Annotated in this window: 17 protein-coding genes; 6 read left to right on the top strand and 11 right to left on the bottom strand. The window is 48.6% G+C overall.

All coding sequences use genetic code 11. The features are described 5' to 3' along the window. The first annotated feature begins 797 nt into the window (after nucleotides 1-797). The 3 genes from MPF33_02950 (at nucleotide 798) to MPF33_02940 (ending at nucleotide 1,829) form a co-directional block, all read left to right on the top strand. On the top strand, nucleotides 798-998 hold the full coding sequence (locus MPF33_02950; GenBank protein ID MCI2414203.1) for a hypothetical protein: 201 nt from the start codon (nucleotides 798-800) through the stop codon (nucleotides 996-998). Nucleotides 999-1,019: 21 nt separating this feature from the next. Beyond that, complete coding sequence (locus MPF33_02945; protein ID MCI2414202.1) at nucleotides 1,020-1,190, top strand: hypothetical protein; 171 nt, start codon at nucleotides 1,020-1,022, stop codon at nucleotides 1,188-1,190. 252 nt (nucleotides 1,191-1,442) lie between these two features. Next, nucleotides 1,443-1,829 carry a hypothetical protein gene (locus tag MPF33_02940; GenBank protein MCI2414201.1) on the top strand — a complete coding sequence of 129 codons (387 nt, stop codon included), beginning with the start codon at nucleotides 1,443-1,445 and terminating at the stop codon, nucleotides 1,827-1,829. A gap of 98 nt (nucleotides 1,830-1,927) precedes the next feature. Here MPF33_02940 and MPF33_02935 read toward each other — a convergent pair whose 3' ends face one another. The 10 genes from MPF33_02935 to MPF33_02890 form a co-directional block, all read right to left on the bottom strand. Beyond that, nucleotides 1,928-3,127 carry a hypothetical protein gene (locus MPF33_02935; protein MCI2414200.1) on the bottom strand — a complete coding sequence of 400 codons (1,200 nt, stop codon included), beginning with the start codon at nucleotides 3,125-3,127 and terminating at the stop codon, nucleotides 1,928-1,930. A 311-nt stretch (nucleotides 3,128-3,438) separates the two neighbouring features. Further along, nucleotides 3,439-4,410 carry an ABC transporter ATP-binding protein gene (locus MPF33_02930; GenBank protein MCI2414199.1) on the bottom strand — a complete coding sequence of 324 codons (972 nt, stop codon included), beginning with the start codon at nucleotides 4,408-4,410 and terminating at the stop codon, nucleotides 3,439-3,441. Next, complete coding sequence (locus MPF33_02925) at nucleotides 4,407-5,207, bottom strand: carbohydrate ABC transporter permease (protein MCI2414198.1); 801 nt, start codon at nucleotides 5,205-5,207, stop codon at nucleotides 4,407-4,409. Before MPF33_02925 ends, MPF33_02930 begins: the two co-directional genes overlap by 4 nt. Next, a complete protein-coding gene (locus tag MPF33_02920; GenBank protein ID MCI2414197.1) occupies nucleotides 5,204-6,028 on the bottom strand; it encodes a sugar ABC transporter permease in 825 nt (274 codons plus the stop codon). Before MPF33_02920 ends, MPF33_02925 begins: the two co-directional genes overlap by 4 nt. A gap of 5 nt (nucleotides 6,029-6,033) precedes the next feature. Next, nucleotides 6,034-7,377 (bottom strand): ABC transporter substrate-binding protein, encoded by a 1,344-nt coding sequence (locus tag MPF33_02915; GenBank protein ID MCI2414196.1) that lies wholly within the window; start codon nucleotides 7,375-7,377, stop codon nucleotides 6,034-6,036. 731 nt (nucleotides 7,378-8,108) lie between these two features. Further along, nucleotides 8,109-8,249, bottom strand: a complete 141-nt coding sequence (locus tag MPF33_02910; protein MCI2414195.1) for a hypothetical protein — start codon at nucleotides 8,247-8,249, stop codon at nucleotides 8,109-8,111. A 19-nt stretch (nucleotides 8,250-8,268) separates the two neighbouring features. Beyond that, nucleotides 8,269-8,841, bottom strand: coding sequence for a CRISPR-associated endoribonuclease Cas6 (locus tag MPF33_02905; GenBank protein ID MCI2414194.1), 573 nt, complete (start codon nucleotides 8,839-8,841; stop codon nucleotides 8,269-8,271). A 105-nt stretch (nucleotides 8,842-8,946) separates the two neighbouring features. Beyond that, on the bottom strand, nucleotides 8,947-9,123 hold the full coding sequence (locus MPF33_02900; GenBank protein ID MCI2414193.1) for a hypothetical protein: 177 nt from the start codon (nucleotides 9,121-9,123) through the stop codon (nucleotides 8,947-8,949). A gap of 631 nt (nucleotides 9,124-9,754) precedes the next feature. Beyond that, on the bottom strand, nucleotides 9,755-9,955 hold the full coding sequence (locus MPF33_02895) for a hypothetical protein (GenBank protein MCI2414192.1): 201 nt from the start codon (nucleotides 9,953-9,955) through the stop codon (nucleotides 9,755-9,757). Between the two features lie 53 nt (nucleotides 9,956-10,008). Continuing rightward, on the bottom strand, nucleotides 10,009-10,257 hold the full coding sequence (locus MPF33_02890) for a hypothetical protein (protein MCI2414191.1): 249 nt from the start codon (nucleotides 10,255-10,257) through the stop codon (nucleotides 10,009-10,011). Nucleotides 10,258-10,503: 246 nt separating this feature from the next. On the opposite strand from MPF33_02890, the gene MPF33_02885 reads away from it, so the two are divergent. Beyond that, the gene (locus MPF33_02885; GenBank protein MCI2414190.1) at nucleotides 10,504-10,992 is read left to right on the top strand and encodes a DUF1453 family protein; all 489 of its coding nucleotides are present in this window, start codon (nucleotides 10,504-10,506) and stop codon (nucleotides 10,990-10,992) included. A gap of 259 nt (nucleotides 10,993-11,251) precedes the next feature. Here the strand turns inward: MPF33_02885 and MPF33_02880 are convergent, their stop codons facing one another. Then, a complete protein-coding gene (locus MPF33_02880; protein MCI2414189.1) occupies nucleotides 11,252-12,331 on the bottom strand; it encodes an MFS transporter in 1,080 nt (359 codons plus the stop codon). 42 nt (nucleotides 12,332-12,373) lie between these two features. On the opposite strand from MPF33_02880, the gene MPF33_02875 reads away from it, so the two are divergent. Next, a complete protein-coding gene (locus MPF33_02875) occupies nucleotides 12,374-13,102 on the top strand; it encodes a TrmB family transcriptional regulator (GenBank protein MCI2414188.1) in 729 nt (242 codons plus the stop codon). A 386-nt stretch (nucleotides 13,103-13,488) separates the two neighbouring features. Beyond that, nucleotides 13,489-14,214, top strand: coding sequence for an MBL fold metallo-hydrolase (locus MPF33_02870; protein MCI2414187.1), 726 nt, complete (start codon nucleotides 13,489-13,491; stop codon nucleotides 14,212-14,214). Nucleotides 14,215-14,328: the final 114 nt, after the last annotated feature.

Genomic DNA, 14,328 nt, shown 5'->3' with positions numbered 1-14,328 from the left:
GGCGTGAAGAAGATTGTTAACGCTTTGGCTCTTTCTTTTCTCTTCACATCACGGAGTAACTCCCATAAAGGGGAGTAACGCCTTAGACCTAGGCAGAACCCTCGCAGGGCGAGGAGTGGGTCAGAAAGTCCAACGTCGGTTTTAAAGCTTTACGGTAGTGTCTTCTCAAGCATGGACAGAGTTAGAAAGGGAGCTAGCAGTATCTGTGCTGAAGACGGCGTTTGGCCTTGTGGGGCCCGAGGAAAGGCATATTTACTCTCTAAGACCAAGGAAGCAGGGGGCTCCTGCACGTAGTGCCAGCCGTGAAGGTTCGACGCGCCAAGGCTCCCAGGTCGTGGGAGAGCGCGAGGAACTATCCCCTATGAGCAGTTAGACCTCGCCGGGGGCACTCAACGCGTAAACTTTCTAGAGACCTCATGAGAACTGTGACGGCGTTGCCTCCTGCCAGCTACTGTGGTTGCTCTTCCCTTGTCCTAGTTGAAGAGAGCTAACTGAGAAAATGTAGAGCCCTGCACCCTCGTCTGTCTGCCCACTCTGACGCTTAGGAAGTCTCTTGCCAAGCGCCTATGCCGTCAAGTAACCCTCTTATCCTCGGCTTACCACTTTAATTCCCTCATCCGATCGCTTATAAATTAACTTCAACGTCAATAAAGCCCTTGAGGAAACAAACCCTACTCGCTTTTTATCCGAGCACGTGTATTAACTAAAAAGATAGAACAAACTCTAAACAAAGCGAAGCATTGATTACGGAAGGCGTAGACAACATCTTTTTTTCGTTGTAAAGAAAAGATATCACTATGGAGTTCCAGGGAGCAATTAAGACGTTCTTCGAGGTCCTCTCCAGCCTCGCCAAGGGAGGCCCTTCCTGGGCTTCGCCTCCTATCCCACGGACTCCTATCCCACGGAGGAGGGAGCATGGCCGGTCTACTTCGAGGAGGAACCCCAGGACTGCGACCCCTTCGACTCCTTCGCCTACCTCGACAGCTCCTCCAGGGTGATGACGGTGAGGGAGGCAAAACTTGCACTTCGCCTCCCTCTACGCAAATGATGCTGGGAGGCACATCGCGATCCCCTTGGACGCCTCCATCCCCTTCTTAGCGGTCAAGACCCATGAGGAAGTGGTCAACAAGCTGCCTATCGCCTTCGTGAAGACCAGGAACCCAAACAGCGTACCTTACTCCCCGGAGTAAAAGGACGATAACATACTGGACGAGCTCAGGATAGAGCTCGAGAACCTTGCCATGTGCCCGCGAAAGCTAAGCCCCTGTACTTGTTGTTTGAGAGCTCTAACGGCTTAGTGATGGACAACATCAGCTTAAAGGGGGGTTGCGAAAGAGTACTCGTATATAGAGTTTCTGAACTTCTACACCAACGACTCTAACTTCTATTCCCTCTACCCGCCTTACCAATTCGTTAAATCCGTTGGAGTCTACTCAAGCCACGTGTACAACTTCTCCCTCAGCCTCTCCTATGACTTCTATGTGTCCAACTATAGCCTAGTCTACGTTACCGTCAGCCCCTCTTCAGCCTTTAAAGTAGTTGGAGTGTACCCAGACATCTTGAACAAGGCGACAAGCGCGGACTACCTAGAGCTCTACGTTGCGTTGGAGCCCCTAAATACCTCATATTACGGCGACGTTAACATCACACTCCACTTCGTCCAGAACGTACGCGCTCAGTCCTTTGGCTCCCAACCCTCCATTACACGCGAGACGCAGACAAATCTACCGTTGCCACTAGTCCTTTTACCGGAGAAGCTCAGAACGTTATCGTTAAGCCCTCTGCAATTTAAGCAAAACCTTTTCCCCGCTTTTGGGGTTCCCGAATAACCGTCTTCTGTTTACCTTCTCACCATGAGGCCAGAAGCCCTCAGCATCTGTGGTACTGAGATTTGAAGAGCACGAAAGGAATGGGCTTCAGAAGGCCATTACTTTCTCCTCAAGACTAGGACGATTACGGCCACGCCTACTACTGCGCTAGCTAACAACAGTTCCCATCTCATCTCCGCTACACTCATGCTTGACGCGGACGCGTTGTTTACCGTAGTGGGCAAGCCCGTAGACCTTGACGTCTCTGGGAATGACGTGCTTGACGTTATCGCGGTGGACAAAACGAAGGTAGTAGAGGAAGGCTGTTGCCCGGACTTTGAGCTCGAGTTTACGTAAACTGCAACACACTTGTCCCCCTCCCTCACGTACACGGTCTCAGGGGAGGGCAAGTAGAACACGTCCCCCTTTACCCCGTCTACTGCAACTTGCTCAGGGAACTCTAGAACTATCTCCTTCTCGGCGACGAAGGAGTAGTTTGTCCCCAACGGCTTGAGCACCTCCCCCTCCACGAACTCGGTCTCGTTCGTAAGGTACTTCCCGTCCACCTCCCACAAGCTGCCCCTTGGGAAGACGTGCACCGTGTTGTTCACTATCACCGCGCTGACGTTGTAGAGTAGCTGTGGGGAGGTGGAGTTGCCGTAGACTACCCAGACCCTTCCATCGTAGTAGTAGGCCTTCCCTCCGACCGCACTCTCCCCGGTGTTTTCCCAACCGCTCCAAGCCAAGGGAGGGACGTACCAGCTACCGTTGAGCAGGTAGAAGGACTCGATGGAGACGTTGAAGCCCTTTGCCAAGTACGCTATCGCCCCGTTTCCGTATCCTGCGACCACCGTACCTATCGTGTAGCCGTCGTATACCACGCCAAGGTACTCGCCCTGGAGGACGTACGTCCTCTCCTCCTTCACGGTGCCGTTGGAGAAGTAGAACTCCACTACCGTGTCGTCTCCTTTGGCGTACCACACCGTGGTTAGGTTAAACCAACTACCCTTCACCGGCGAGAAACCGGTGTAGTTGTACTCGCCGTTGTAGTAGACGCTGGTCTCCCAACATCCCTCTCCCGGCAAGGGGTGGAGGACGTTCTGCACGAACACTCCCTGTCCCCCCACGTTAATGCAAACGTTCTGCTGTACGGAAATGTCGGGGGAGCCGGGGGCAAGCGACAGGTTGTACACCTCGACAAGCGACTGCAACCCGTTTAAGGGTACGTAGCCGAACTCGTAGCCGTAGTTTGTTGACGAGAAGGCCAGTGCAATGGGAGGGAGGAGGGCAAGAAGCGTCAAGAGGAAGAGGGCCTTCATCATGTAGAATGTGAACGAGGAAATAAAAGCCTTTGGCCCCCGAGCTCACGTCAATCATTCGTAATGTAGCCGAGGGAGGCTTCAGCCATACGGAGGAGGCACTCTTGCGGTACTTTCGAGGTACTGCACGAAGGAGCTCCGGGTCACCCTATCGTCCTTTGAAGGGGGTCTCATTAGCTCCCACCGTTGACCTTGGTAACGTTGAAAAGTCCCAACAGAGGCGTGGTATTAACTCTGTCCTCTGACTGCTAGAACCTCTCAATCCCTCGAATTGGGGGCGTAATATGAAAAGAGGGGCTAGAAAGGAAAAATTACTCCTTTTCAACTAGTACGCCGTCCTTGAACCTCCTGAACTTCACTATCTCAAACGTCACCTCGTTCCCAATGTCGTACATCTCCTTGGACTCTATTACTACGCTGTGCTCTCCGAATCTGCAGGACAGGTAGATAAACTCGCCCAACACTTCAACTGACTCCACAGTGCACATTAGCCCACCCCCTATCTTCGTCCACCCTGGCCTAAAGCCAATCTCCACTCCCTTCTCCCCTACCACGTCCCCTGGGAGGAAGTTCATCGGGAAGTCCCCTATGAACTCGCCAACCCACTTTGTCCTAGGGTACTCGTATAGCTCAGTGGGCGTGCCGACCTGCTCGAACTTGCCGTTGTGGAGCACCGCTACCCTGTCGGCCAAGCTCATCGCCTCCTTTTGGTCGTGGGTCACGTAGATGAACGTGCCGTTGAGCTCCTTCTGTATCCTCTTGAGCTCTCCCCTAGCGACGAACCTCACCCTTGCGTCGAGGTTGGACAGGGGCTCATCGAGGAGGTAAAAGGACGGTTCCCTCACTATTGCCCTGGCTATTGCCACCCTCTGTTGTTGCCCACCACTGATCTTGGTGACGTTCATCTTCAAGATGTCGCTGATGCCCAAGAGCTTGGCCACCTTTTCCACCCTCTTTTCTATCTCCTCCTTCTTTATCCCCCTCATCTTAAGGGGGAAGGCAATGTTATCGTAGACCGTCATGTTGGGGTAGAGGGCGTAGTTCTGGAACACCATGGCCACGTTCCTCTTCTCCGGCGGGAGGTTAGTGACGTCCTTGCCGTCCACTATTATCTTTCCCTTGTCCAGTTTCTCTATCCCCGCAAGGACCTTAAGCAGGGTTGACTTCCCCGCACCGCTGGGCCCTAGGATTACGAAGAACTCTCCAGTTTCTATCTTCTCAGTTATTCCGTCTAGTACTACCTTGTTCCCATACCTTTTAGTAAGTTCCACTAGCTGGATCACGCCTTTACACCTCCGGTTAAGTATTCACCCTTGAGGTACTTCTGGAGAAGGAGGGTTAAAATTACCACGGGCACCGTGAACACCAGGGAGAAGGCCACTGCAGCCAGCTCGTTCCCCCTGGTTATGTTCACGTATATCTCCACGGGCAACGTGGGGTGTATGGGTGAGAGTATCACGGCGTAAGTGAACTCGTCCCACGAGAACATCCAAGAGATGAGGAAAGCGGCTATTATCCCTGGAAGGGCTGTGGGCACAAGGACGTCCTTAAAGTAGGAGAGCGTGGAGGCGCCATCTATCTTAGCCTGGTACTCTATCTCTCTGGGAATGGCTGAGAAGGTGCCCTGCATTATGAAAGTCGCCAAGGGCAGGGTTATGAGCTCTTGAACTAGGGCTAGTCCTAGCACTGAGTCGAACAAGTGGAGCCTTATGAACTCGGCGCTTATTGGGATGGCCACCACCATGCCGGGGACCATGTTGGTCACCAAGAGCAAGACTATTAGGGGGTACGCGACACTACCAGGCAACCTGCTCAGCCCGTAACCCGCCGGTATCCCCAGTAGCAACGCCAGCGCTCCTACCAGCGTTGCAACCGACAGGCTCTTGATGAACGGGTGGAGGAAGTCGTACTGGGTGAAGGCGTAGACAAGGTTGTTCAGGGTGAACTCCTTAAAGATTAGGGGTGGGTAGAGGGACTCTATGGTGAACTTCGCCGGGCTGAAGGCTATCAACAGGAGGACGTATAGGGGGAAGAGGAAGTATACGGCGAAAATTACCACTGCTATGTACAGGAACCTCATCTCCTCTCACCTCCGCCGAGCTTTATGTTTAACAATATCAGAACGGAGATGAAGGCGAGTAGGATCACGGCAGCTGCCGAGGACAAGTTTACAGTGGTCGTGGAGTAGAGCTCGTACGCGAGAGTGGTCAAGAGGGGAGGGTGGTACCCTATTAAGACTAGGGGCAAGGCAAAGATGTTGAACTCGCTGACTCCCCTAATGATCAAGGCTATGGCGATGAACTTTTTGAGGTTAGGGAGGGTTACGTAGAAAAACCTCCTCACCGGGCCCGCGCCGTCCAGGGCGGCGGCGTAGTAGAGGTCCTTGGGTATGGAAGCCATACCGGAGAGGAGTATGAGCGTCACGATGGGCGTGTTCTTCCAGCTGTCGGAGACCATGACTACAAGGAGGGAGATGTAGGTGTTTGAGTACCAGTTTACGGAAGGAAGGTGCAACAAGTGGAGGAGGGAGTTGGCGTAGCCCCCAGCGGTCTGGAAGATGAAGGAGAAGGCTATGGCCGCTACGATGGTGGCCACGCCCATTGGAATTATGGTAAGGGTCGAGAAGGCCCTCTTCCCCGCGAACTCCCTAGTCAGCACGGAGGCTATGCCGAGCCCCAGGAGGAGTTGGATGAGGAGGGCCCCAACGGTCACTATCACCGTGTCATAGATGGTGCCGTAGATGTTGAAGTAGAACAACTCCTTGTAGTTATCAAGCGTGAACTGACCCCTGTTGTTCAAGAAGCTCAAGTAAACTGCGTCAAACGAGGGGTAAAAGGCAAACGCCCCAACGTAAACAATTGCGGGAATAACAAAAAGGAGGTACCTTAAGTTTGAGTTCACGTACCTCACCCGTAGAGCGGTTGGAACACCCCCTCCTCGTACTCTTGGGCTACGGCAGAGTTGTAGGTCGTCTTCAAGTAGGTGTACATCTCTGCGTTAGCCTGGCTCAGGATCGAGGGTATCTCGGACACTGGAGCGTGATCTACGACTATCTGGTCGAACACCTTGTCCGCTATGGTGTTCCAGTAGCTTATCCACGGAACGGGCTCCCTGAAGAACGCGGTCTGGAAGGCCTCCTCCTCGGCCTTGAACAACGCCGATATGTTGGAAGGCAGGTTCTGGTACGCCTTAGCGTTCACCGCTGGCTCGCCCAGTATCGTTATGATGTCCCTCTGCACTTGGTACGACAGCAGGAACTTCACGAACAGGAGTAGGTCAGTGAGGTCAGTTGCCCCCTTGGGGATGGCAAGCACGTCCCCGCCTACTAGGTGGTCGTCGTTGACAGGACCAGAGGGACCAGGGTAGAAGCCCACGTTGCTCATGTTTACCCCCTCGCTTTCCATGACCGAGTATATGTAGGGCCACTGGTAGTCCAAGATATAGTACTCGCCGTCCGTTAGACCCTTGTAGCTCCCCCAATAGCCGTGAATGTACTCGGGGTTCATGTAGGAAGATAGCTCGTCAAGGTAAGTGAACGCCCTCACGTCCCCAGAGTCGTTAAATACGAACGGGTTGCCCCCAGCCTGAACCATCCACTGGTACAACTCCGTCGCGGTGCTCGCACCTCCGTGCCCCTGGAACATGACCGGCTTGACGCCGGTCTTCTCGTAGATTACCTTGGCGTCCTGCATCAACTGAGTCCAGTTCTGGGGAGGCGACAAGTTGAGTTCCCTGAAAACCGTCGCGTTGTACCACACGAGAGGTATGTTGACCCTAAACGGGATGAAGTAGACGCCGTGGTACACTGACTCCTCGTAATGCATTAAGTTCACCATGGACGGTATCATACTGGAAGGGGCTACGCTGGACACGTATGGCGTCAAGTTCATGAGGTCGCCAGCGTACAAGAGCTCCCCTATGATCATGTTGTCCTCGGCTATCACTGTAGGTCCTACGTCGTTTCCTTTCTCCAGCGACTCTATGGTGCTCACCATGGACGACGCGCTCTCGACTATTAGGTGGACGGAGATGTTAGGGTATAGCTTCTCGAACTCGGGGATTATCACGTTGTCAAATGCCTTTGCCTCTGAGGGGGCCAGGTCGTCGTAGTAGTTTATAGTTACTTTTCTCGTCACAGGATGAGACGTGGCTAGGTAGTAGCCTATTCCCCCTGCAACTGCTATTACCAAGACCGCTATTATGGCTATGAGGGCCGCCCTACCCAACGCTCTTCTTATTTTCCTATTCATTTTGAACCACTGGAAGCTATATGTTTAAATTATATAAAAAATTTATTCTCATTTCACTCAATTTATACACATACACATTTAGGTAAATTTAATCTTTATGCGATTTAGCAAACTGTAATTACTTTAATATAAACTATAATGAATATCTCTTGAAAACAGATATTTCTATGGTGGAGGCAAACGATTGACGTTAGAAAGCATACTTATACTTAACTCATGCCTCACTCCTCAGATACCTAGTTTGGCTCCGTGAAGTTGATTGCCCAGACGCGTAATACGTTCCACGTAATAAAAAAGACATAACCTTAGATAGAAAAGAGGGGTAACTGAAAGTACTTGTAGTGATACTCAAGTTTTCGATGTTTTCATGGAGATTTTCCGTTTTAAGTATTGTTAAGGACTAGTGAGTAGACTTTAGCTCGATCAGCTGGGATCCTATTAGTACCGCATAACGCGTGGCAGGGCGCGGACTGCTGGCACTGGGCCTCAAACTCCCCAGACTCGCCTGCGACCTCAGGCATTTAGACGGACCTTAGGTTCAGCAGTCTTACCCTGACTGGGTCTCATCCCGACTTACATGTACTTCCTCTTGGAGTCGTAGTCATCCATATTGAGAGCGTCTAGAAGGGACTTCAGCGCCTCGTTGTTGGCGCTGTCCTTCACCTTCCAGTTGTCGAAGCTGCTGTCGAGGAAGTCCTCAACCCACTCAACTCCACGTTATAGGGGACTCCCTAGACCGGAGGCTTCCATAAGAAGACATAGGCGTAGAGAGCCTTGTCGCCTATTCTGCCCTCAACTACTAGGCTCATCGTGTCCTCTACGTAGATGTCAGTGACTACTACGTACACTTCTTTCAGATCAAGTGAGAGCACCCCCTTCACCTCTGCGCCTCTAGGCCAACACCTTCAAGCTTACCCTACCAAATCCGTTCCTCTTAGAGGAGCCTATTCCCTTGGCTACCACCGACTCCAGCACCATGCTTAGCAAGCTCGTCACCTTCCTGTCTACCACCGAGTACCTCAGCTTCCCCATTAGCCCAACCACCTCCTTTCCCGCGTAGATGACCTTGGCGTAGGACATCGTAGAGGGTTCCTCCCACAGGGCTTCGTCCAGCTCCCTGAGGGCTTCCTCAAGCATCCCGTCTCCCCTCTTTGTACCGGTGACGTCCACTACGTTGCTAAAGAACACGACTGACGGCCAGTTGGTGAAGAGCTTCCTCTTCTCCTTCCTCCTCGGCGAGACCAAGAGGACTGGGGTAGTCAAGTCGAGCTCGAAGGCCCTCACCTCCCCTACCTTCACCTCCCCAACCTTTACGTCCACCGCTTCCCAGTCCACGCCGAAGGCTCTCCTTTCCTCCAGTCTGGTCAGGGCGTCTATCACCGCACCCTCCTCTCCCCTGACCTCGAAGAAGTACACCTCGCCACTGAAGACTTGGAGGTAAGTGTGTACGTCCCTGTACTTCACTAGGTACCTTCCCCTGTGCTTTAGGGGGAGACGGATACGTTAACAGGGTCGGAGAGCATGGTCTTCCCCACCTTCGAGCTGAATGGAGGGATGATGGCGTCTCCCTTAGGCGAGACGTAGGCTTCCGCTAACAACATTGGGCTCAGCCACTTCGCTCATGGATTGGTCAACGAAGCGGTTAACTTCCTCCTTGTTCGGTGGGCTCGCCAAGTACACAGCGTAATGGTGAACCTTCTCTATGAGCGCAGTCTTCTCGTCGCTAAGGCTGAACTTTACCACCACGAGGTAGCCCTTGACCTGGCAGTAAATATAGGCGTACAGTGCTGTTTGGAGTATCCACTCCTGGCGAAGGGGTACTGTAATAGATCTTGAGGCTTTAATTTCAACCGGGAATCCATCGATCTCTGCATCGGGTTTGCCTACTAGTTTTCCTCTTCTTTTCGCATCTTTTACCTTATCTGCACCTAACTAATAATTAAACCTAGAAATATAAGGCTCTGCCTACTGTCTTCAAGCTACATTACAATAACACTCTTCCCTCAGCTGTTAGTTTACTACGCGGTAACGTGACCAGCGCGTGCTACTACGTGTGTAGACGACCTTATAAGAGCATTGCGCGGGCCATCTAGTTTACCCGCGTTTGGGGGACAACCGCGTTTATCGCATCCCTTCTATTACGCTAATAACCTTGGCAAAAACTGGACTGCTTTAAAAACTAGAGGTTCTCCAGTATCGCCTGCGCTATCACCCTTTCCCTTTTGTTGGCCTCCTCCTGTGGCAGCGACTTCCCCGTGACCCCATTCCTGTTATATTAGGTTGACTGTGACGGCATTGAAGCCCATAAAGTTCCCCAGGAGATAGAGGCCAGCTCCCTCCAGCTCCACAGCCAAGTGGTTCCTAGACGACAGCTTCTTCAGAAACTCCCTCGTGTGGGTAAACAGCGCGTCTCGCTGGTGAACACGTTCCCCACTCTGGTCTTCCTCTTACGCTTCTCCAAGTTTTCTACTACCCTGTTCAAGAGTTCGTAGTCTGTGGTCAGCGCATAGCTTGTGAACCCGCCGTCTAGGTACTGGCAGAAGGCAACGTATGAGCTGTACGAGCACCCTATGGGCACCACCACTTCCCCTGGCTTTACGTCCTTTAGCCCCGTGGGAGAACCGAACTTAACTACCTCACCCCTAGGTTGTACAAGTCATGAGTGACCAAGGTCAACGAGGGTATGCCTATCCCGCGAAAGACGACGCTTTCTCTCCATTGTAGTTCCCTACATACGTGTAGTAGACCAAACTCGCTCACCCACCTTGGCTTGTCCAGCGGGCTGATCACGGTCTTCATCCTCTGCAGGTTACCTACTATGATTGACTTTTCCCCTAGGTCTCCTGCGTTCGCGGTTATTAGAACGTGTGTGGACAACAATTTCGTCCACCTCTATAAAATTCAATTTTATTTCAACTTATACCTGTGGATTTCGAGCATATTATGCTGTATGAGGAATACTTTCAACAATCTTTTCATCGTGTTCCTCGTTAAGTTCAATTGTAAGAGTGAATCCATGTTTATTAGTCTAAAGAAAAATTCAATTCATATCAAAACAAACAAATTGTTATCCACATATTGAAAACTTTAGGGTAACTTTAAAAATAAGAACAGCCACTATGAACAATGGCTGGAGGGAGTTTAGGGTTCCAGGGAGATGCGGTATATCTTGGCGTGTTTGGCGTCATAGTCGTGCTGAGTTCACTTAGGACGGTTTACGGTAGGAAGTACAGGCCAACTCGGGTACTCTTGAGGCCTATCCTTTACATAGTTCTTGGCGTGCTCCTCGTTCTGCAGGACCCAGGGACTCTTTCACTGGCGGCCGCAGGATTTATAGCCGGTTTAGCGCTCGGCTTAAAGTTGGGTGTTGGGTCTACGCTATTCATGAATGGAGGAACCCTCTACTACAAGAGGTCAATCCTCATTTACGTCCTGTGGTTATCCCTCTTCTTAGTCAGAATAGGGGTAGAGGCGTTGGTGTCAGGTGGACTCAGCCTAGTTGAGATTACCATCCTTGACTCTTGCCTAATGTTCTCATCTGGACTCCTCGTTGGTGAGTCGTTCCATCTAATAAGGAAAGCCAGGGACTTCAGAAAGGAAAGTCCTGAGTTCTGAGATCCCTAAATCTAACCTCCTCCACGCCTTGAGGGGCGAGGCTTGTCGTTCATTTGCCATTTGCGTGTTACTGGAAGGATCACTTGACCAACGTCTTTGTCTCCTCATAGATGTTCTCAACACCGGATCTGACCTACTCCACGCCCTAAAGGGAGAGGCTTGTTTTCGTTCTTGTCATCGCTTTAGAAACTTTTTACGCCAAAACGTCATTTAAGAAGACGCCTTAAAGATTGATATTTCGTCACACTGAGGAATTTTCCTAAACTCTTCCCCTAACGTATACTAGGGGAAATATTGATACGAGTTGTAAGAGGACCACTAGCGTCACCGCTGTTAATAAGTCTTTATATGTCAATAGGAAAATTAACCCAGCGAATCCGTAACCTGAATCCCTCAACAACCTATAAATTCCTAATGACCTCCCTCTATTCCCATCACTACAATAGTCATTTACATAAGCTATAAGATTAGGATATACCATTGCCATTCCTAGTCCGGATATAAAGGCGGAAATAACGTAGTACTGCAACATGAAGATAGAAGTTCCAATCCCCATAGTAATAAATCCTGACACTAATAACAAGAGTCTACCTTTCAAATCGCTTATGTATCCAAAGGGGATTTGCAACAATGCCCACGTCAACGTATATATTGTCACTATAATGGAAATCTCTAATGGACCTTTAACCGACAAGTATAGTGGGACTAGAACCCAGAAGAACGCGTCTACGAACTTCTCTAATAGCCCAGCAATACCTACAAGTAAAGAGGACACTATACCTCCTTTGCCTAAACTTGTATTAGGTTTGGTTTCTGATGTTATATTTGAGAATCCTAAGGCTAACAACCCTGCTAATAACATCAAGTAATAAGGTGAGAAAAAGGAAGAGATTACTAAACCAGAGATAAAATTCCCTATCGAGACGCCTAGATACCCAAAAGTTTCATTTATTCCAGACGCCAATCCTGCTCTTCTTTTGCCAGATATATCGATCTGAGAAGTCACTGTAGTTGTCCAAGTTAACGCTTGATTTATTCCTAACAATACTGTAAATAATGTAACTAATGTGGGAGATTTAACTATTATTGCTATTAGTGGTAAGGGAATTGAGACTAACCAGCCCAATATTAACACTTTTTTCCTACCTATTACATCAGATAGGTACCCAGAGACGTAATTCATAAAGGATTTAGTGAAACCAAAAATGATAATCGAGTACAGTACGAAGTAATACTCATTTATTTCCAGTACAGGAAAGGCTACCCTAAATATTCCTAAGTAGAGTCCCGTGAAGAAGACTAATAACGTGAAGAGGTGAAAGTTTTTGCTCCTACTCATTTACTATAAAATCTTATTAACAATAAATTAGTATTATTCACTATGAGTGGTGAATTGGAAGAGAAATTAATTAAGATAGGTTTTTCAAATTATGAGAGTAAAGTTTATTCCTCATTAACTAAGCTATGCAACGCTAAAATGAGGGAATTGGCAGAACTCTCTGGCGTTCCATATCAAAAGGTATACGACGTAGTTTCGAGACTCGAGAAGAAAGGTTTTGTTAAAGTGGTAAATGGTAGACCAAAAAGGGTTAAACTTGTTGACCCTAACATAAGTTTTGAAAATTACAAGCAAAGCATTATAGAGCAGATAGATAAAATAGTGGCTGAAGTAAACGCTATAGCCAAAGATAAGAGTAAGGAAAGGTCTGCCGTAATTGAGGGAAGGAGACAAGTGATGAGCTTTGTGAAAAATATGATCAGCAAGGCTAAGATACTAAAGATAGTTTACCCGAGAATACCAGTTTGGATGATAAAGTTATTGAGAGAGTTCAACGGTGAACTATACCTAGTAGTAAGAAGTGAAGACATGGAAAAGGTTAAGGGCTTGAAAGGAAATATTAAATACAATGATGAAGTTAATACTAAGTTCATAATTTTTAACAACGAAATAACAGCAATTTTCACAGACGAATCTTACGTTACTGTGGAGTCTTGCTTAGGTTGCATGATCCATTCAATGGAACACTTTAAGCTAATATTTGGAGAGGAATTATTGAAAAATAAAGGAATTAATTACAGTTCGTCAAAGCCAAAGACGCTAAGACCGTGAAAGACGCTTCCAACTCCTTAGGAATTGATGAAAGACATTGGCGAAGACCGTGATCGTCATCGCAGACGGTAAGCCAATAGTAGAAAGGGCGATAGAAAGGTAAATCTAGATGAAAAGGAGACTTTAAGGGCTAGAGAGGTTAGAATAGCAAAGGCCAAGGAGGTAAAGTAATTTGACAAGTTATCAAGTTGAGGAGTTCCTCTATAGAAGGAGTGGAAGATATTTTGGATTTAGCTAACGAAAGCGAGTCTGTTGTAGTGGAGGAGATGAGAAGACATTACTACGTATTTCACCCGGGAGCCTGTCGAAAAGTTTAAAGTCTTAGACGTGACCACTTAACTGGAAATGGTGAATAATATTTTTTAGTATCTTAACAATATTAACTTATGCTATTTAGACAATTGATCTCAAAAATTGGAGGGTGTTTAACTTACGTCATTGGATGTACTCAAGCTGGCGAATTAATAATCGTTGACCCTAAAATTGACATGATAGAAGAGTTAATGAACTTTTCAGAGCTATACGACATGAAGATATCTTACATCATAGACACTCATACTCACGCTGATCACCTATCTGGGGCTAAGAAGTTAGGTGAAATGACTAGAGCTAACGTTTATATGCATGAGAGCACTAAGGTCAAATTTGCGCAAAAGGTTAGGGACAATGAAGAGATAAAAGCGGGTAACGTTAAAATAAGGTTTCTCCATACCCCTGGGCACACTCCAGACAGCGTTTCTGTGCTTATAACTGACTTAAGGAGAGGAGATGAACCTTGGGCAGTGTTAACTGGGGACACGCTGTTTGTAGGTGGAATTGGTAGAATAGATCTAGGAGGCGAGGACTCCGCTGAACAACTCTTCTACAGTTTACAAAAACTTAAGGTATTACAGGACTACGCTGAAGTTTTCCCGGCTCACACTTCTGGTTCTGCCTGTGGATTTGGGATAAGTGGAAAGCCTTCATCTACGATAGGTTTTGAGAAGAAGTACAATAAGTTGTTTAGCATAAACAATAAAGAGGAATTTATTAACTCAATAAGATCCACGAAACTTCCTAGACCTAAGGAGTTCGACGAGATAATCATGAAGAATATTGAAGGTAATTTCTAGCCAACCTCTAAAATGCGTTAGCCTAACGGCGGCGTCAAGGGACGCGGTCTTTACCATGCAGGTATTTAAAAAATATAGTGTGTTTAAAAACATAATAAACCGAGTTTTTAAACA

The sequence above is a fragment of the Candidatus Aramenus sp. CH1 genome (assembly GCA_022678445.1).
Lineage (GTDB): Archaea > Thermoproteota > Thermoprotei_A > Sulfolobales > Sulfolobaceae > Aramenus.
The sequence above is the reverse complement of the archived record's forward strand: the minus strand, read 5'-3'. Positions and strand labels throughout refer to the sequence as shown.

What these genes read in the sequence shown, in the direction of transcription:
- MPF33_02875 (MCI2414188.1), top strand. Translation starts at nt 12,374, where the DNA reads ATGAGTGGTGAATTGGAAGAGAAATTAATTAAGATAGGTTTTTCAAAT.
- MPF33_02950 (MCI2414203.1), top strand. Translation starts at nt 798, where the DNA reads ATGGAGTTCCAGGGAGCAATTAAGACGTTCTTCGAGGTCCTCTCCAGC.
- MPF33_02935 (MCI2414200.1), bottom strand. Translation starts at nt 3,127, where the DNA reads ATGAAGGCCCTCTTCCTCTTGACGCTTCTTGCCCTCCTCCCTCCCATT.
- MPF33_02885 (MCI2414190.1), top strand. Translation starts at nt 10,504, where the DNA reads ATGGCTGGAGGGAGTTTAGGGTTCCAGGGAGATGCGGTATATCTTGGC.
- MPF33_02870 (MCI2414187.1), top strand. Translation starts at nt 13,489, where the DNA reads ATGCTATTTAGACAATTGATCTCAAAAATTGGAGGGTGTTTAACTTAC.
- MPF33_02925 (MCI2414198.1), bottom strand. Translation starts at nt 5,207, where the DNA reads ATGAGGTTCCTGTACATAGCAGTGGTAATTTTCGCCGTATACTTCCTC.
- MPF33_02880 (MCI2414189.1), bottom strand. Translation starts at nt 12,331, where the DNA reads ATGAGTAGGAGCAAAAACTTTCACCTCTTCACGTTATTAGTCTTCTTC.
- MPF33_02915 (MCI2414196.1), bottom strand. Translation starts at nt 7,377, where the DNA reads ATGAATAGGAAAATAAGAAGAGCGTTGGGTAGGGCGGCCCTCATAGCC.